Origin of the sequence: Halobacillus litoralis (assembly GCF_020524085.2) — a bacterium.
In the GTDB taxonomy this organism is placed as follows: Bacteria; Bacillota; Bacilli; order Bacillales; family Halobacillaceae; genus Halobacillus; species Halobacillus litoralis_E.
On record NZ_CP129016.1, the window covers coordinates 2,291,754 to 2,309,156 of the forward strand.

The following is a 17,403-nucleotide window of genomic DNA, read 5'->3' on the forward strand; positions in this document are numbered from 1 at the left end:
CAGGGGAAGCATTCTAGTAATGTACACTCGTTTAGCGATGATAAGAAAGGCGGTGTTTCTTGTGCGCGACAAGCTTTCATGGAACGTTTTCAGTCAAACAGGTAGTGTGGAAACTTATTTACTGATGAAAGAATTGGAGTCTCAAGATCAGCAGTCTCAAGAACAGCTCGCTTCCCCTACTGAACCAATATCTACGGATGATCTTCATTCGTAAACGGAGCAGGTGAGCCATTTGATGGACAAGGTGGAAGGAGTCGTCATCCGGACGAATAATTACGGTGAAACACATAAAATCGTCACGATGATGACACGAGAAAAAGGGAAAATTGGTGTAATGGCTCGTGGGGCTAAAAAACCAAAGAGCCGGATGTCCTCAATCACCCAACCATTCATCCACGGCACATTTTTAATTCAAACAGGGTCCGGCTTAGGATCAATGAGTCAGGGGGAGATGTTATCTTCCCTCAGGTCTATTCGCGAGGATATTGTAAAAACGGCTTATGCTTCTTACATCGCAGAATTGACAGATAAACTCATTGAAGAAAAGCAGCCGGATCCTTTTCTTTATGAACAGTTGCTTCAAACCTTCCAATGGATGAATGAAGGGAAGGATCCAAACATTCTGACATTGATGTATGAGTTGAAAATGTACAAAAAAGCGGGATTCGCTCCTGTCGTCGATCACTGCATCCAATGCGGCAGTCAGGAAGGACCTTTTGCATTTTCTATGATAGAGGGCGGCCTATTATGCTTTCGTTGTAAGCAGCGGGACCCGCAAGCCTATGGTTTGCCAGATCCTTTACCTAAACTGCTGAGAGTCTTCTTACATATGGATGTGAAGCGGCTTGGTCAGATTACGATGAAAGAAGAGAATAAAAAATTGTTGCGTCACATTATGGATGAGTACTATGATCGATATGGTGGATATTTCATTAAATCCAAGAAATTTTTAAAACAGCTGGATTTGTTTTCAGACTGAGGTTTGACAATTTTGCTGAAATTAGAGTATGATTCTATTACTAAATAACGTGTTGCTGTGAAGGAGAGTAGTAACCGGTCCTTCTGTTTCCAAAAGCGAGCTTGTGGTGGTGAGAGACAAGCGGAAACCAACTGGTGAAGGCGTTCTGGAGCAATGATTAAAGTGGCTTCCTATCAGTGGAAGCAATTAGGGTGGAACCGCGGAGACCCCGTCCCTATGTCTGGATGCAGACGTAGGAACGGGGTCTCTTTTCATTTGAGTAAGTCATTTTTAGGAGGGTACGTATGAATATTCAAGACATGATCTTAACATTGCAAAATCATTGGTCGAAACAAGGTTGTCTGCTTATGCAAGCTTACGATACAGAAAAAGGGGCAGGGACGATGTCTCCCATGACGCTTTTACGAAGCCTCGGACCTGAACCTTGGAACGTTGCCTATGTAGAGCCGTCCCGTCGTCCTGCTGACGGACGATATGGCCAAAACCCGAACCGTTTATATCAACACCATCAGTTTCAGGTCATTATGAAACCTTCTCCGGATAATATTCAGGAATTGTACTTAGAATCACTCGAAGCTCTTGGGATTGATCCGAAGAAACACGACATCCGATTCGTAGAAGATAACTGGGAAAACCCAACCCTCGGTGCCGCAGGTCTTGGGTGGGAAGTGTGGCTTGATGGTATGGAAATCACGCAATTTACGTATTTTCAACAAATCGGTGGCCTTGAAGCTAAGCCGGTCTCTGCTGAAATTACGTACGGCCTGGAACGACTAGCCTCTTACATTCAAGATAAAGAAAATGTTTTTGAATTAGAATGGACCAATGGAGTAACAGTAGGAGATATTTTCACTCAGCCGGAATATGAACATTCGGTTTATACATTCGAAGCTTCTGATGAGGATATGTTGTTCAATCTCTTCTCAACTTATGAAAAGGAAGCACAGCGTATCATGGAACAAGGGCTTGTTTTCCCAGCTTATGATTATGTGTTGAAATGTTCCCATACATTTAATTTGCTGGATGCGAAAGGGGTCATTAGTGTAACCGAAAGAACGGGTTACATCTCCCGTGTAAGAAATCTGGCGCGGAAAATTGCTAAAACCTATGTAGAAGAAAGGGAGCGTCTTGGCTTCCCAATGTTGAAGAAGGAGGAGGGGCATCATGAGTAATACCGTATTATTTGAACTAGGTGTGGAAGAGCTTCCTGCTCGTTTTATTAATGATGCATTAGATCAGCTGCAAGAAAAGACTGCTCAATGGTTTAAGGATAACCGAATTCCTTATGGAGACATCACCGGCTTTGCAACCCCGAGAAGGTTGGCTGTTAAAATTACAAACGTTGAAGAAAAGCAGCCGGATATTGAAGAGGAAGCGAAAGGACCAGCCAAGAAAATTGCTCTTGATGAAGAAGGAAACTGGACGAAGGCGGCCATCGGTTTTTCCAAGGGGCAAGGCAAAGATGTAGAGGATATTTATTTTAAAGAAATCAAAGGCACTGAATATGTTCATGTCAATAAGTTCATTGAAGGAGAAGCAACCACCAAACTCCTTCAAAACTTCCGGGATGTTTTCTTATCGCTTACTTTCCCTAAAAACATGAGGTGGGGAAATCGTGAACTTCGTTATGCACGTCCAATCCGTTGGATGATCGGTCTTTTCGGTGAAAAAGTCATTCCTTTTTCAATCGAAGGTGTGGAAACAGGTAATAAGACATTCGGGCATCGTTTCTTAGGATCCGAAACGACAGTAACTGAAGCGGATGCTTATGAACAAACGTTGAAAGAACAGTATGTCATGGCTTCCGTCGAGGAAAGAAAAGCTGAGATTGTCGATCAGCTGAAGAAGCTTGAAAGTGAAAATGAGTGGAAGCTGATGATTGATGAAGATTTATTGAACGAAGTGACGCACTTAGTTGAATATCCAACCGTTTTCAGTGGCACTTTCTCTGATGAATTCCTTGAAGTTCCCGAAGAAGCACTGGTTACTTCAATGAAGGAGCATCAGCGTTATTTTCCGGTTCGTGCTCTTAATGGAGAATTGAAACCTCATTTCGTTGGGGTCCGCAATGGGGATGACCAACATCTTGAGACAGTTTCAAGAGGGAACGAAAAGGTATTGAAGGCACGTCTTAAGGATGCTCAGTTCTTTTATGAAGAAGATCAAAAGGGAAGCATTGATGAAAAAATGCAGAAGCTTTCTCGCATGGTCTACCAGTAAGAGCTTGGCACGTTAGCAGATAAAGTCCAACGGATCGTAGCCATTACCGGCAAACTCGGAGAATGGATCGGTCTTGAAGAAGCTCAACTGCAAAAAGCGAAACGGGCAGCAGAAATTTGTAAATTTGACCTTGTGACCCAGATGGTCGATGAATTTACAGAACTGCAAGGAACGATGGGCGAAAAGTACGCGCGAATCTTCGGTGAGGATGAAGAGGTAGCTGTAGCCATTAATGAACATTACATGCCTCGTCAAGCAAATGGAGACGTACCTTCGTCAACCATTGGTTCACTTGTCAGCATTGCAGATAAGCTGGATACAATCGTTGGTAGTATTTCCATCGGTATTATTCCGACTGGTTCACAGGACCCTTACGGATTAAGGCGCCAGGCTTTAGGGATTCTGCAAACCTTAACGGCTCATGGATGGTCCATTCCAGTTGAGCAATTGATCGATCTCGTACATCAATTTTATTATGAACTGGAGCTCCCGACTCGTGAGGAAACAGAAGTCCATAACGATTTACATGAATTCTTCCGCGTACGTGCGGCTTATTTAATGAGAGAGGAAGGAGTCGCACCCGATGTTGTGGAAGCTGTTTTGGCAAATGGAATCGGCGTCTATCCAACAACGAAGGAAAAAGCGGTTCTTTTAGTAGAAAAACGCCAGGACCCTTCATTCAAAACTGTGCATGAAGCACTAGGTCGTGTGTTGAACTTGGCTAAGAAGACAGATGCGGCAAATGTCGATCCTACATTGTTTGAAAATGACCAAGAGCGAAAGTTGTATGATGTTTATCAGCAAGTACAGGAAGATTATCGACACGCATTGCGTGAGACTCACCTGGGTCTTGCTCTTGATCAGTTATCCAAGCTTGCAAACCCAATCCATTCCTTCTTTGATGCAACGATGGTAATGGCAGAAGACGAAAGCATCCGCCGTAACCGCTTAGGTCTATTGAAACAGATTTCTAAGGACGTCTATGCATTCGCCGACTTGAATGCCATTGAATGGAAACAACAGTTCTAATCAGCTTTCTTTTACCGATAATTAAAATGAGCTATAATTAAGAAATAGTATGTCACAGTTAGTGATCGGGGTGAAGAAAGATTGGAACTATCAAACCGGCAAGAACAAATTATTCAAATCGTTAAAGAGAACGGGCCGATTACAGGTGAGAATATAGCGGATCAGCTGAACTTAACAAGAGCGACGCTTCGTCCAGACCTAGCCATTCTTACAATGGCGGGTTTCTTGGACGCCCGCCCGCGTGTCGGTTATTTCTTTACAGGGAAAACAGGGTCTGAGCTTTTTACGGAAAAGCTTAAGAAGTTCAAAGTGGATGAATATCAATCTCGCCCGATTGTTGTGGAAGAAGATGTATCGGTTTACGATGCTATTTGTGCTATGTTCTTAGAAGACGTAGGGACACTTTTCGTAACAGATCAACACTCCATTTTAACAGGAGTCTTATCAAGGAAAGATCTGCTGAGAGCGAGTATCGGTAATCAGGATCTTACTTCCGTTCCTGTCCATATCATTATGACGAGGATGCCGAATATTACGGTTTGTGAACCTGAAGATTTGTTGTTAGATGCCGCTCAGAAGTTAATTGAAAAACAAATTGATGGTCTGCCTGTAGTCCAACCTACTGAAGAAGGGTTGAAAGTGGTCGGGCGACTGACAAAAACAAATATCACGAAAGCACTTGTGGAATTGGCTAGGGACCAACACTTGTAATTTTATAGGGGAAGAGGGATAGTATGGAAAAGCCCTTAATTTATGTTTTATCTGATTCAGTAGGTGAGACGGCGGAACTGGTCGTGAAAGCGTGTCTCAGCCAGTTTGATGACGGGCCTTTTGACTTGCAGCGAATCCCTTATGTGGAAGACAAAGGGACGATCAATGAGGCGGTGCAGCAGGCGAAAGAACATAATGCGATGATCGGTTTTACACTAGTGATTCCAGAGTTCAGACAACATCTGAAGCAGGAAGCTGAAAAGCACGGCATTCAGTGCGTCGATATTATGGGTCCGATGATGGAGGTCATGGAAGATCATCTGCAAATCAAACCTCGCCTTGAACCGGGACTTGTTCATAAGTTAGATGAAGATTACTTTAAGAGAGTAGAGGCTATCGAATTCGCTGTCCGGTACGATGACGGTCGAGATCCACGTGGCATTTCCAAAGCCGATATTGTCCTGATTGGCGTTTCAAGAACATCGAAGACTCCATTGTCTCAGTATTTGGCTCACAAACGCCTGAAGGTAGCGAATGTCCCGATTGTACCGGAAGTGCAGCCGCCATCGGAATTGTTCCGTGTCGATCCCGATAAATGCATAGGCTTGAGTATCAGTGCAGAAAAGCTAAATGATATTAGAAAAGAAAGATTAAAGTCATTAGGGCTTGGGGATCAAGCAAGTTATGCGAATATGAATCGCATTCAGCAGGAAATCGACCACTTCAATCGGATTGTGGATCGGATCGGTTGTCCGGTGATTGATGTTTCGAACAAAGCCGTAGAAGAGACAGCCAATGTCATTATGAACAAATTACGTCAGAATGCCCAAGAATAGTACAAATAACGGAAGTCGCGCTTTGATTAAGCGCGACTTTTGTTGGGAAGAATGAAATTAGGTACAATTAGACATAGCGTAAATGATAGGAATGTATTATAATATCTATTTGTGGTAAAAATCCTTATAAAGAAGGGATGTCCATTCCTACGAAGTTTTTCTGAAACGGAGTCGGAAAAAGCACATACTTTTCAGAAAAATAAAACATTCACTTTTAAGGAGGATTCTACCGCTTATTGTAGAAATATTGATACTATGCCAAATTTAAATGTTCATATTTATGTTGATGCAGATAGCTGTCCAGTACAAGAAGAAATCATCGATGTGTGTATGCAGTATGATCTCCATCCTTATTTCATCGCAACCGTCAATCACTATAGTCGGGAGAAAGCAGAAGCTGGATGGATGTTCGTCGATGACGGATCGCAATCTGTCGATCTGTATATCCTTAATCAAGTGGACGAAGGTGATGTCGTTATAACCCAGGATCTATCTCTGGCTGTATTATTGACTTCCAAAGGGGTTTATGTCCTTACTCCAAGAGGTAAACTGGTTAGAGAAAATGATGCAGACAACATCATGAATCAAAAATTTATAAGGCAGCAGACAATGAAGCAGAGAAAGAAATGGAAGGGCCCATCGGCATTCACAGCGCAGGATCGCGAAAAGTTCCGATCTGTTTTCCAAAAATTGTTGTCAGAACATGAAGGATTTTAAGCATTGAACGAGAATAATTGAGTAGTATGGTGATCTTATGGCTGGACATATTCCAGAAGAAAAAGTTGATGAAATCAGAAGGTCAACGGATATTGTAGAAGTGATCGGTAATTATGTCGATTTGAAAAAACAAGGCAGGAACCATTTCGGCCTTTGTCCTTTCCATGGTGAGAACACTCCTTCCTTTTCCGTTTCTCAAGATAAGCAGATCTTTCATTGCTTTGGTTGTGGAAAGGGAGGGAATGTCTATACCTTCCTGATGGAGATTGAAGGGTTTAGTTTTATCCAGGCATTGAAACAACTGGCTGAGCAGACAAGTATTGATCTGCCTGATCAATTATCTGAAGAAGCCCCGTCAGAAAAGAGCCAAGAGTCCCAGGCGATGCTTGAGGCACACCAATGGTTGACTAAATTATACCATCATTTGTTAAAGAATTCCAAAGATGGTCGGGAAGCTTACCAATATTTAATCGACCGTGGCTTTACGGATGAAACGATCCAGAAATATCAAATTGGATATTCACCGGATTCCAAGGACTTTGTTGTTACGTTCCTTGAAAAGAAAGGATATCATCCACAGACGATGGTCAAAGCAGGATTGCTCAGTACCAATGATCATGGAGAATATGCGGACAGGTTCCGTGGGAGAGTGATTTTTCCACTTAGGAATCATTTAGGAAAGACGGTGGCTTTTGCGGGAAGATCTCTTGGGCAGCAGGAACCAAAATATTTAAACAGCCCTGAGACAGAACTTTTTCATAAAGGACGTCTACTTTATAACTTCGACCTTGCCCGCTCCGCTATTCGAAAAGAAAAAACGGTCATTCTGTTTGAAGGTTTTGGAGATGTCATATCTGCAGACCAGGCAGACATTCACAATGCCGTGGGTACGATGGGTACTTCGCTATCAAGCATGCAGGCAAACCTTTTGAAGAAATACGCCGAGCAGATCATCATTTGTTATGATGGTGACCGCGCAGGTATTGAAGCGGCTGTCAAGGCAGCGAAGCTATTAAAAAGTGTGGGCTGTCAAACATACGTTGCTCGTGTCCCAGATGAACTTGACCCGGATGATTTCATCCAAAAGTATGGAGGGGACCGATTCAAACGTGAAATTATCGATACTAGTGATACGTACATTTCCTTTATGATGAATTACTTGCGTAGAGATTATAATCTGCAAGTAGAAGGAGATCGCATTACTTATATCGAAAAGGTATTACAAGAGATCGCAGGGCTTGATCGTGCGGTCGAACGAGAGCATTACCTTAATGAGATCGCTACAGAATTTCAGCTCTCCGTAGAAACTCTGAAAGAAGAAATTCAGCGTATTCGATCACAAAGCGGTGTAAAGGATAAGGAGCCTAAGAATCGATATACTAATGATACAAGGCAGCCAACGGTTCAAAAAAAACTTTTACCCGCTTTTCATAATGCTGAAAGAAAGCTAATTGCGTATATGTTGAGAGATCCATATATCGCTGATAAAGTTCAAGAGGAAATCGGAGGAGCTTTCAATATTGAAGACCATCAGGTCATTGTCACCCATCTTTATGCATATTATGAAGACGGCAATGAATCGGATATCAGTCAGTTCGTCGAGATGATTGAAGATGCTTCCATCAAGAATTTAGCGATCGAGCTAGCAATGGCCCCTGTCAGCGAAGAAGTTTCTGATCAGGAAATCCATGATTACATCACAAGGATTCGGTCAGAACAATGGGATCGAACGGATATTAGAAACCTTGAATCTGAGTTGAAAAAGGCTGAACAACAAAATGAGCCGATCAAAGCAGCAGAAATTGCGATGGAAATCATCAAACGCAAGAAAGAGTTAAAACATCACTAGGTAGAGTTTGTATAGATTGTTGGAAGGAGGGGGACTTATGGCAGATAAGCAACAGCAGCCATCACGTTCTAAAGAAAATGAGAATCAAACAGAATTGACACTTGAGCAAGCGAAAGAGCAAGTGGTAGAGTTAGGGAAAAAACGAGGGATCCTCGCATATGAAGAGGTCGCGGAAAAACTATCGAGCTTCGAATTGGATTCTGATCAAATGGACGAATTCTATGAACATCTGAATGAGCAGGGTGTAGAAGTAATCGGAGATTCGGAATCAGATCCAAGTATGAAGCAATTGAATAAAGAGGAAGAGTTCGATCTTAATGACTTGAGTGTACCACCTGGGGTCAAAATCAATGACCCTGTGCGTATGTACCTTAAAGAAATCGGCCGTGTGAACCTGCTATCTGCGAAAGATGAAATCAGCCTTGCTCAACGCATTGAGAATGGCGACGAAGAAGCGAAACGTGACCTAGCGGAAGCCAACTTACGACTTGTCGTAAGTATCGCTAAAAGATACGTAGGCCGAGGTATGCTTTTCCTTGACTTGATCCAAGAAGGTAACATGGGTCTGATCAAAGCGGTAGAAAAATTTGATTATCGTAAAGGTTATAAATTCAGTACCTATGCTACATGGTGGATTCGCCAAGCGATTACACGAGCAATCGCTGACCAAGCTCGTACCATCCGTATCCCTGTCCACATGGTGGAGACAATTAACAAACTGATTCGTGTCCAGCGTCAGCTTCTTCAGGATCTTGGTCGTGAACCAACGCCGGAAGAAATTGCACAGGATATGGACCTTACTCCAGATAAAGTCCGTGAAATTCTAAAGATTGCTCAAGAACCGGTATCTTTAGAAACACCGATCGGGGAGGAAGATGATTCTCATTTAGGTGACTTCATTGAAGACCAGGAAGCGACATCTCCTTCAGATCATGCGGCCTATGAACTGTTGAAAGAACAGCTTGAGGATGTCCTTGATACATTGACAGATCGAGAAGAAAATGTACTCAGACTCCGATTCGGTTTGGATGATGGACGTACAAGAACACTTGAAGAAGTAGGAAAAGTGTTCGGGGTAACTCGAGAGAGAATCCGTCAAATCGAAGCGAAGGCTCTGCGTAAACTCCGCCACCCAAGCCGGAGTAAACGTTTGAAGGACTTCATGGAATAAAGATTCTCCGACTCAGGGGTGCTTTCGCCAATGGATGCGAGAGGGCTCCTGAGTTATCTTTTCTTTTGGAGGCTGCTATGAAACATGATAGGACAAAAATTATCATTGATGAAATTAGGCACTGGAAACAAAGTCACTTGCTTCCAGATGAATATTGCAACTTCTTGTTAGCGCTTTACACTCAAGGTGAAAGCCAGGAAAACGAAGAGAGCACGGAAGGTTCACAAACACTCGCCTTTTATATGCTCATGGCAATGAATGTTTTTTTGTTAGCCCTTTCATTTCTTGTCATTTATTTTACTGAAATGGGAATCATAATGCAAACAGTGGTTTTGTCGAGTTTTGTAATCGGGGTATGGATTCATATCCGTTGGTTACAATATAAAAAGTCGGACTGGCTTTTTGTTCCGCTACTGAATGGAGCTTTAATTTTTCTGCTTCTGACCGTTCACCTTAATCAATATATGATGGGTTTTGGGTTACCCTTTTACATAACACTTGCTTCAAATTTGATTTTTTGGCTTTTTCTTGGCTGGTTATGGAAGGTGAAAACGCTTTTCTATTCAGGTGTCATTGGCTTCATTTTTTTAATTATTTACATTGTTTCACAAGTTTTCACATGATATCTCTTTAATAAGTAACGGTTTTCAAGTAAAATAAATATAGTCGAATAGACACGAAAATTCTATTTTAGGGAATACATAAGGAGGTTGCAACAAATGAGAAAGAACCCTGTGATTCCATTCGCAATTATCGCTGTGCTGGGGATTGTGGTCATGATTATTGTATCTGCAGCGGGGATTAATCAACGCGAAGCTATTCAGAATGAAGAAGAAGGTGGCGGTGAGAAGCACGAAGAAACCGCAAGTGCGAATCCTGAAGAATTGTTTCAGAACCAATGCGCAAGCTGCCATGGAGGAGACCTTGGCGGGGGAGCAGGCCCTAACCTTCAAGAAGTAGGAAGCCGCTATTCAGCTGAAGAAATCAATGACATCATCGTAAATGGTAAAGGTTCTGCCATGCCTGCTGGTCTATACACAGGAGAGCAAGCAACTAAATTGGCCGAATGGCTAGCTGAAAAGAAATAACAATAAGAAGAAGAACGAAAAGCTTTCTGGCTAATCAGAAAGCTTTTCTTTTATGAGAGGAAAGAGTCTATGAATGTAAATCAATTATCTAAACGTTTAGCACTGGTTGCCGGCTATCTACCGAAGGGAGCCCATTTTGCAGACATCGGTTCTGATCACGCCTATCTTCCGTGCTTTGTATGTATGAAAGACCCGGAAGCAAGAGCAGTGGCAGGTGAAGTGAATCAAGGACCATATGATAGTGCCAAAAGTGAAGTGGAAAAACATAAGCTTGAGGAACACATTGATGTCCGCCTTGGTGACGGGCTTGCTGTTGTCGCTCCTGGAGAAATAAAACAGGTGGTCATTGCTGGAATGGGCGGACCTTTAATCCGTGATATTCTTGAGGGAGGTAAAGAGAAGCTTACAAACGTCAATCGAATTATCGTCCAGCCCAATATCGACTCAAGGTCTCTTAGAAGGTGGTTCTTCCAGCATGGCTATACACTTGTCGATGAAACGATTGTAGAGGAAGGCGGCCACATTTATGAAATTCTTGTTGCGGAAAAGGGAGACCCATCCTCCTCTTACAATCAACAAACGATAGACAAAGAAATGTGGCTTGGACCGTTTTTATTAGAGAAAAGACCAGAGGCGTTTATTAAGAAATGTAAAGAGGAATGGAAGAAGAAACAATATATTGTGAAACAGATGAAACAAGCAGCTTCTCCTGATGAAGACAAACTGAAACAACAACAAAAAGAAATGGAATGGTTAGAGGAGGTATTGCAATCATGAATCGAACATACGCAGCCCAGGACATCATCCGTGAATTTGAAAAATGGTCACCCAAGGGGCTGGCATTTGATTGGGATAATGTGGGCCTCCAAGTCGGCACACTCAATAAACCGGTGAAAAATATCATGGTTACCCTCGATGTGTTGGAGAATGTTGTAGACGAAGCAATTGAAAAAGAAGTGGATTTAATTATTGCCCATCATCCCCTGCTTTTTGTCAAATTGAATCAAATCAATTTAGATACACCAAAAGGAAGAATCGTCCAAAAACTGATTAAACATGACATTACGGTCTATGCCGCTCACACGAACCTTGATATTGCCAAAGGCGGTGTGAACGATGTCATGGCTGAACTGATTGGAGTAACGAATAGCCGTCCGCTGATTGAAACAGGCAGCGATTCTCTCGTAAAGCTCACTGTTTTCGTCCCTGAAAGTCACGCAGATGAATTACGTAATGCCATCAGTGAGGCAGGAGCAGGGCATATCGGTCATTATAGTCATTGTACGTATCAACTTTCCGGACAAGGAACATTCAAACCGGAAGAGGGTACCGATCCGTATCTCGGTGAACAAGGAAAACTTGAGGTCGTTGATGAAAAACGAATCGAGACGATTGTTCCAAAGTCACGCTTATCCGGAGTATTGAAAGCGATGGAAGAGGCTCATCCATATGAGGAAGTCGCATATGATGTTTATCCATTATTAAATGAAGGTGAACCAATGGGAGCGGGGCGTGTAGGAGAACTTGAAAATCCATTGCCTTTGCATGAGCTTGTTGAGCTGGTTAAGAGGCAATATAAAGTTCCGCATCTGCGTGTATCTGGAAAAATGGATAAAAGAGTAAGGAAAGTTGCCCTTCTTGGAGGCAGCGGAGAAAAGTATATTCATAATGCTAAGAGAAGCGGTGCGGATGTTTATATTACAGGAGACATGACTTTTCATATGACCCAAGATGCCATGGAAATGGGGCTTTCCATCATTGACCCTGGGCATCACGTTGAAAAAGTCGTTTGTCCCAAAGTAAAAGAATATCTTGAAGCGAAGTGTAATAAAGAAAGAGATTTGAACATTTTCGTGTCGGAAGCGGATACGGAGCCATTTACAGTAGTATAAGAAAAGGATGAAAGCTGAGGCTTTCATCCTTCTTTATTATCTCTTTACTTTTTTTCTAGCGCGGACAGGAGGTAAAATCTTTTTCTGCTCCACTTTTGACTCGCGGACCCACGTGCTTTCATCATTGTGATCGAACTGCTCGATGAATTTGATGACTTCTTTCGTTATAGGAGTTGGAGTTGAAGCACCCGCTGTAACAGCTACTTTCTTGACACCTTCCAACCACTCTAATTGGATTTCTGTCACATCAGCAATACGATAAGCTGTTGTACCTGCTTTTTCCATAGAGACTTGGGCAAGTCGATTGGAGTTGTTACTCATCGGATCACCAACAACCAGTGTCAAATCAGCTTCGCCCGCCTGTTCGGAAACGGCTTCTTGACGAACCTGGGTCGCCATGCAAATCTCTTGCTGCTTTTCGAGTTGCGGGTACTTTTCCTTTGCTTTTTCCATGACATCATAGACGTCCCATTGACTCATCGTCGTTTGGTTGGTGATCATCAATTTGTCATGATCAAGGTTTTAATTCTTCAACATCTTCTTCCGTTTGGACGAGATGGACTTTACCTGGTGCTACTCCCATTGCGCCTTCTGGTTCCGGATGTCCTTTTTTACCTACGTAAATGACTTCAAAACCTTCAGCTACTTTTTTTTCTAATTAAGTTGTGGGTATTCGTCACATCAGGACATGTGGCATCTAATACGGTGAGCCCTTTCGCTTTTGCGCGTTCCTTCACTTGAGGTGAAACACCGTGAGCGGTAAAAATAACCGTGCCATCATGAATGCCTTCCAGCATGTCACTTCGATTCTTTCCATCTACAGTAATGATCCCTTCTTCCTTAAAGGCATCGGTTACGTGTGTGTTGTGGACAATCATACCTAATATATATATAGGACGTGGCAGATTCGGGTCTTTAGCTGCGTTTCGAGCAATGACCATTGCATCTACTACACCATAACAATAACCGCGAGGGGCGATTTTAATGACTTCCATTGATTAACGTCCTCCTCTATAAATCCAATCCAATAACTTTAAAGATACCATTATCATTATAAAGGGTAAAGGGAAAGATGACAAAGAAAGACGTTCTAAGACAAGGTTATCGTGCAATTTGTCTTCTGCTCTATTATAATAAGGAAGGAACATTTTACATTAAAGGAGAACGGTTATGAGTAAGCATACATTTGATCAATATGCCATTACTTCTACAGTCAGTCGAATTGTAGAGGGATTAGGCTTTAAGAAACCCACCCCCATTCAAAAGCAGGTGCTGCCTGCAGCTTTGAGAGGCGAGAGTCTCATCGGACAGTCCCATACAGGTTCAGGTAAGACACATGCCTACTTACTTCCACTGTTCAATCAGATGGATGATGAGGCAGAACATGTGCAGTTTGTGGTTACAGCACCTACAAGAGAATTAGCCATTCAAATTCAAGATGAAGTAAAAAAAAGCCATTCAAATGGCTGGAAAAGAAGAGATTTGGCGTTCAAAGCTCCTCATAGGTGGTACGGATAAGCAAAAAATGGTCGGAAAACTATCTTCCAGACCTCCTCACATTGTGGTCGGCACACCAGGCCGTATTTTAGACATGGTTAAAGAAGAAGCGATTGACCTTTATCAAGCCAAAGCATTTGTGCTGGATGAAGCAGACCTGATGCTGGATTTAGGCTTCATTGAAGAGGTCGACCAAATTCTTGTGCGGATGGACCAGGATGTACAGATGCTCGTCTTTTCAGCTACGATTCCTGAACGTCTGCAACCATTCTTAAAGAAGTATTTGACGAACCCTACACACATTCAGATTGAAGATGACAAACCATCACCGGAAACGATGGAGCATCGACTAGTCCCGCTAAGACATAAGGATCCAGCTGATGTCATTGTGGAAATATCAAAGGCCATCCAACCTTATTTGGCCATCATTTTTACAAATGGAAAAAATCACGCTGATGAGCTTGCTGATGAGTTGATGAAGCGAGGTCTTGAAACAGGAATTCTTCACGGAGGTCTTTCACCAAGAGAAAGAAAAAGAATGCTTAAAGAGTTGCAAAACTTGCGCTATCAGTATATTGTAGCCACAGATCTTGCTTCAAGAGGCATCGATATTCAAGGTGTCAGTCATGTGATCAATGCACAGATGCCGAAAGAGGAAGAATTCTACATTCACAGAGTCGGACGAACAGCTCGAGCTGGATTGCAAGGAACGGCTATTAACTTGTATAAGGAAGCTGACCTGCCGCTCATTCAAAAACTTGAGAAAAAAGGTCTTACATTTGAATTTTATGAAGTGAAAAACGGAGAATGGAAAGAAACAAATGCCTACAACGAGAGGCAGAACCGTGAACGACATGCCTCGGATTTAGAAAAAAGCAAAGCAGATGGTTCGAAAACCAAAGAAAGTGAAGCCTGGTTATAAGAAAAAAATGAAGCAGCAAACCGATAAAAACATGAGAAAGCTGAAACAGAGTCGTTTCAAGAAGAAATAAGAAAGGGTAGATCGTATGTTGAAGATTGGATCGCACGTATCTATGAAAGGGAAAAAAATGCTGCTGGGCGCTAGTGAAGAAGCCGCGTCCTATGGTGCAAGCACATTTATGATCTATACAGGTGCCCCGCAGAACACAAGACGCCGCCCCATTGAAGAACTGAACATTGAAGCTGGAACGGAGCACATGAAAGCGAATGGCATCGGCGACATCGTGGTACATGCTCCTTATATCATCAATATCGGAAACACCACCAAACCGGAAACATTCCAGTTAGGTGTTGATTTTCTAAGAAATGAAATCGAACGTACTGAAGCACTCGGAGCAAGGCAAATCGTACTTCACCCAGGGTCTCATGTTGGACAAGGGTTAGAAAAAGGGTTACCTAAGATCATTGAAGGATTGAACGAGGTCCTTCATAAAGATCAAAAGGTTCAAATCGCTCTTGAGACGATGGCAGGGAAAGGTTCTGAAATCGGTAGGAACTTCGATGAATTGGCACAAATTATTGATGGCGTGACCCACAACGAGAAATTATCAGTCTGTATGGATACGTGTCACATTCATGACGCAGGCTACAATGTCGTGGAGGATTTTGATGGAGTATTGGATGAGTTTGATAAAATCGTCGGCATCGATCGTCTGAAAGTGATTCATGTGAATGATAGTAAAAACATTCAGGGAGCAGCCAAGGACCGCCACGAAAATATCGGATTCGGTCATATCGGGTTTGATGCTCTTCATAAGGTGATTCATCACCCGACACTCAAAGAGCTTCCTAAAATTCTTGAAACGCCTTATGTAGGGGAAGATAAGAAGAATAAAAAGCCTCCATATCGTTTTGAAATTGATATGGTCAAAGAAGGCATATTTGATGAAGGTTTAAAAGATAAAATCATGCAACAATAAAGAAGGAGCCCTTGTGCTCCTTCTTTTTTTCGTTAGTTATTAAAGTAAATGGCAGGATTGTTGAAGTCTCAGTTTCAAGATGTTTCCGGGGTTTGTTGCTATGTTGGGCGTTAGGGGTGGTCGGAAAGCGAGCTATTCCCCGCAGCCCTCATCCACTCATCAAAAGTCTCGAAACTGAGTCTTCATTGGTTAGTGTTTTTTATTTTAGCCAATGCTCTACCCCGTATTCTTTTGCCATTTTCATGAGCAGTTTATTTACAGATCTCGCGGTATCTTTCGAAGTTATTTTGGCGAGTCTGCTTAACATTCGTTTCCGTCCATCCGGGTCGAAGGGGTTATCCTTGTTAGTCTTCAATGCTTTGACAATAGCAGCAGCTTCATCCTTTGTTATCGGGATTTGGTATTTCTGACTATAAAAAAGTAGTTCTTTTCCGGTTAACTGCTTCAATTTCTGGGTAATTAACTGTTGTGCCACATTCTTCATAGGCTTATACTCCCTCTCTCCTTATTTACTACACCATATGAATGTTGAGAAGGATTTGTGTTTTTAAATAATTATGTCTATAAGTATTTCAATTGAATTACATATTTCATTCGGTTAGTATAAGCCAATGGGTTTAGTGGGGAACTGGTCAAAAGTACCAGTGTGCATAAAGTGAAGGAGTGAAACATATATGAAGGAACAAAAACCTCTTTGGACAATGGGTGTGTTGATGCTGCTCGTTGTGGCGACATTCTTTACTATAAACCAATGGAACCAAAAGCAGGAAAAAGCCTTGGCTGACCAAAAACAGGAATTAAAAAATAAAAATGAAAAGCTATCTCTGGAAATTGAGCGGTTACAATCCACGAATGAATATTTAAAGGATCAGCCGTCAGCAGAACAAGAAAAAAATGGGTATCATACATGGCCGGAAATCGAAAAAAATGCAGAAATCCTTGTAAGTGAAAGTGATGGGAATTTCAAAAAATCGTGGGCAATGTACCTCGTTAAGGAAGCGCAGCGCTATGAGATCAACCCCTTCCTTGTTTATGAACTACTGAAGGTGGAAACAGGGGGAACCTTTGACCCTAAGCTCGTGGGACCTGAAACAAAATATGGACATGCTTATGGGATGTCACAATTTATGAAAAACACGGCCCCTTGGATTGCCGATATGGCTGGTTTACCTTATGAAGAAGAGTTGCTTTTCGATCCTTATTATTCCATGCAATTATCCTTAGTTTATTTAGATTTCTTACAAAACAAATATGATGATTGGGATGAAGCACTTACGGCGTATCACCGGGGGATGGGCGGTTTAAAGGAATATAAAAAAGAAAATGGACATGCCGAAAGCTGGTATGCAAAAGAAATTCAAAAGAAGGCAGAAAACCATACGGCCGTCGTATTAGCGAATTGATTAGAAGCGTCTGACGTTAAGTCAGGCGCTTTTTTACCATCAAATCCCTCATGTAATTTCTTGTACTCTCCATATAATAATCATGATTCTTCAAACAGAAAGTGAGGGTA

General features: G+C 42.2%; 15 protein-coding genes and 3 pseudogenes. 16 read left to right on the forward strand and 2 right to left on the reverse strand.

Annotated features, from left to right (window positions below; all coding sequences use genetic code 11):
* The first annotated feature begins 37 nt into the window (after positions 1–37).
* The 13 genes and pseudogenes from LC065_RS11545 (at position 38) to LC065_RS11605 (ending at position 12,492) form a co-directional block, all read left to right on the forward strand.
* A complete protein-coding gene (locus LC065_RS11545; RefSeq protein ID WP_160912888.1) occupies positions 38–214 on the forward strand; it encodes a YqzL family protein in 177 nt (58 codons plus the stop codon).
* Positions 215–232: 18 nt separating this feature from the next.
* Positions 233–979 carry a DNA repair protein RecO gene (recO, locus tag LC065_RS11550; RefSeq protein ID WP_226591015.1) on the forward strand — a complete coding sequence of 249 codons (747 nt, stop codon included), beginning with the start codon at positions 233–235 and terminating at the stop codon, positions 977–979.
* Between the two features lie 284 nt (positions 980–1,263).
* On the forward strand, positions 1,264–2,151 hold the full coding sequence (gene glyQ / locus LC065_RS11555; protein ID WP_226591013.1) for a glycine--tRNA ligase subunit alpha: 888 nt from the start codon (positions 1,264–1,266) through the stop codon (positions 2,149–2,151).
* Positions 2,144–4,228, forward strand: a pseudogene (gene glyS, locus LC065_RS11560) (glycine--tRNA ligase subunit beta). The gene glyQ and the pseudogene glyS overlap by 8 nt, the downstream one beginning before the upstream one ends.
* Positions 4,229–4,309: 81 nt before the next feature.
* A complete protein-coding gene (locus LC065_RS11565) occupies positions 4,310–4,939 on the forward strand; it encodes a transcriptional regulator CcpN (RefSeq protein ID WP_226591007.1) in 630 nt (209 codons plus the stop codon).
* Between the two features lie 23 nt (positions 4,940–4,962).
* Entirely contained in the window at positions 4,963–5,775 is an 813-nt protein-coding gene (locus LC065_RS11570; RefSeq protein WP_146812818.1) for a pyruvate, water dikinase regulatory protein, read from the forward strand.
* 255 nt (positions 5,776–6,030) lie between these two features.
* A complete protein-coding gene (locus tag LC065_RS11575) occupies positions 6,031–6,492 on the forward strand; it encodes a YaiI/YqxD family protein (protein WP_226591006.1) in 462 nt (153 codons plus the stop codon).
* A 37-nt stretch (positions 6,493–6,529) separates the two neighbouring features.
* Positions 6,530–8,341, forward strand: coding sequence for a DNA primase (dnaG, locus tag LC065_RS11580; RefSeq protein ID WP_226591003.1), 1,812 nt, complete (start codon positions 6,530–6,532; stop codon positions 8,339–8,341).
* A gap of 37 nt (positions 8,342–8,378) precedes the next feature.
* Positions 8,379–9,512, forward strand: coding sequence for an RNA polymerase sigma factor RpoD (gene rpoD, locus LC065_RS11585; protein ID WP_089654288.1), 1,134 nt, complete (start codon positions 8,379–8,381; stop codon positions 9,510–9,512).
* A gap of 77 nt (positions 9,513–9,589) precedes the next feature.
* Positions 9,590–10,135: a hypothetical protein gene (locus LC065_RS11590; protein ID WP_226591001.1), complete on the forward strand. Its 546-nt coding sequence runs from the start codon at positions 9,590–9,592 to the stop codon at positions 10,133–10,135.
* 96 nt (positions 10,136–10,231) lie between these two features.
* Positions 10,232–10,600 (forward strand): cytochrome c550, encoded by a 369-nt coding sequence (gene cccA / locus LC065_RS11595; RefSeq protein WP_226590998.1) that lies wholly within the window; start codon positions 10,232–10,234, stop codon positions 10,598–10,600.
* 69 nt (positions 10,601–10,669) lie between these two features.
* A complete protein-coding gene (locus LC065_RS11600; protein WP_226590996.1) occupies positions 10,670–11,377 on the forward strand; it encodes a tRNA (adenine(22)-N(1))-methyltransferase in 708 nt (235 codons plus the stop codon).
* Entirely contained in the window at positions 11,374–12,492 is a 1,119-nt protein-coding gene (locus LC065_RS11605; RefSeq protein ID WP_226590994.1) for a Nif3-like dinuclear metal center hexameric protein, read from the forward strand. Before LC065_RS11600 ends, LC065_RS11605 begins: the two co-directional genes overlap by 4 nt.
* A 36-nt stretch (positions 12,493–12,528) precedes the next feature.
* Here the strand turns inward: LC065_RS11605 and LC065_RS11610 are convergent.
* Positions 12,529–13,487: pseudogene (locus LC065_RS11610) on the reverse strand (4-hydroxy-3-methylbut-2-enyl diphosphate reductase).
* Positions 13,488–13,662: 175 nt separating this feature from the next.
* Between LC065_RS11610 and LC065_RS11615 the strand changes: the two are divergent.
* Both LC065_RS11615 and LC065_RS11620 read left to right on the forward strand, forming a co-directional pair.
* Positions 13,663–14,981 (forward strand): annotated as a pseudogene (locus tag LC065_RS11615) (DEAD/DEAH box helicase).
* 15 nt (positions 14,982–14,996) lie between these two features.
* A complete protein-coding gene (locus tag LC065_RS11620; RefSeq protein WP_226590987.1) occupies positions 14,997–15,890 on the forward strand; it encodes a deoxyribonuclease IV in 894 nt (297 codons plus the stop codon).
* 199 nt (positions 15,891–16,089) lie between these two features.
* Here the strand turns inward: LC065_RS11620 and LC065_RS11625 are convergent, their stop codons facing one another.
* On the reverse strand, positions 16,090–16,374 hold the full coding sequence (locus LC065_RS11625; protein WP_226590985.1) for a DUF2624 domain-containing protein: 285 nt from the start codon (positions 16,372–16,374) through the stop codon (positions 16,090–16,092).
* Positions 16,375–16,564: 190 nt separating this feature from the next.
* Between LC065_RS11625 and LC065_RS11630 the strand changes: the two genes are divergently transcribed.
* Entirely contained in the window at positions 16,565–17,293 is a 729-nt protein-coding gene (locus LC065_RS11630; RefSeq protein WP_226590982.1) for a lytic transglycosylase domain-containing protein, read from the forward strand.
* Positions 17,294–17,403 lie beyond the last annotated feature (110 nt).

Excerpts from the sequence above, each read along its gene's own strand:
- LC065_RS11590 (WP_226591001.1), top strand. The coding sequence starts at position 9,590 with ATGAAACATGATAGGACAAAAATTATCATTGATGAAATTAGGCACTGG.
- LC065_RS11620 (WP_226590987.1), top strand. The coding sequence starts at position 14,997 with ATGTTGAAGATTGGATCGCACGTATCTATGAAAGGGAAAAAAATGCTG.
- rpoD (WP_089654288.1), top strand. The coding sequence starts at position 8,379 with ATGGCAGATAAGCAACAGCAGCCATCACGTTCTAAAGAAAATGAGAAT.
- LC065_RS11625 (WP_226590985.1), bottom strand. The coding sequence starts at position 16,374 with ATGAAGAATGTGGCACAACAGTTAATTACCCAGAAATTGAAGCAGTTA.
- dnaG (WP_226591003.1), top strand. The coding sequence starts at position 6,530 with ATGGCTGGACATATTCCAGAAGAAAAAGTTGATGAAATCAGAAGGTCA.
- LC065_RS11630 (WP_226590982.1), top strand. The coding sequence starts at position 16,565 with ATGAAGGAACAAAAACCTCTTTGGACAATGGGTGTGTTGATGCTGCTC.
- LC065_RS11545 (WP_160912888.1), top strand. The coding sequence starts at position 38 with ATGATAAGAAAGGCGGTGTTTCTTGTGCGCGACAAGCTTTCATGGAAC.
- LC065_RS11570 (WP_146812818.1), top strand. The coding sequence starts at position 4,963 with ATGGAAAAGCCCTTAATTTATGTTTTATCTGATTCAGTAGGTGAGACG.
- LC065_RS11600 (WP_226590996.1), top strand. The coding sequence starts at position 10,670 with ATGAATGTAAATCAATTATCTAAACGTTTAGCACTGGTTGCCGGCTAT.
- LC065_RS11575 (WP_226591006.1), top strand. The coding sequence starts at position 6,031 with ATGCCAAATTTAAATGTTCATATTTATGTTGATGCAGATAGCTGTCCA.
- glyQ (WP_226591013.1), top strand. The coding sequence starts at position 1,264 with ATGAATATTCAAGACATGATCTTAACATTGCAAAATCATTGGTCGAAA.
- cccA (WP_226590998.1), top strand. The coding sequence starts at position 10,232 with ATGAGAAAGAACCCTGTGATTCCATTCGCAATTATCGCTGTGCTGGGG.
- LC065_RS11605 (WP_226590994.1), top strand. The coding sequence starts at position 11,374 with ATGAATCGAACATACGCAGCCCAGGACATCATCCGTGAATTTGAAAAA.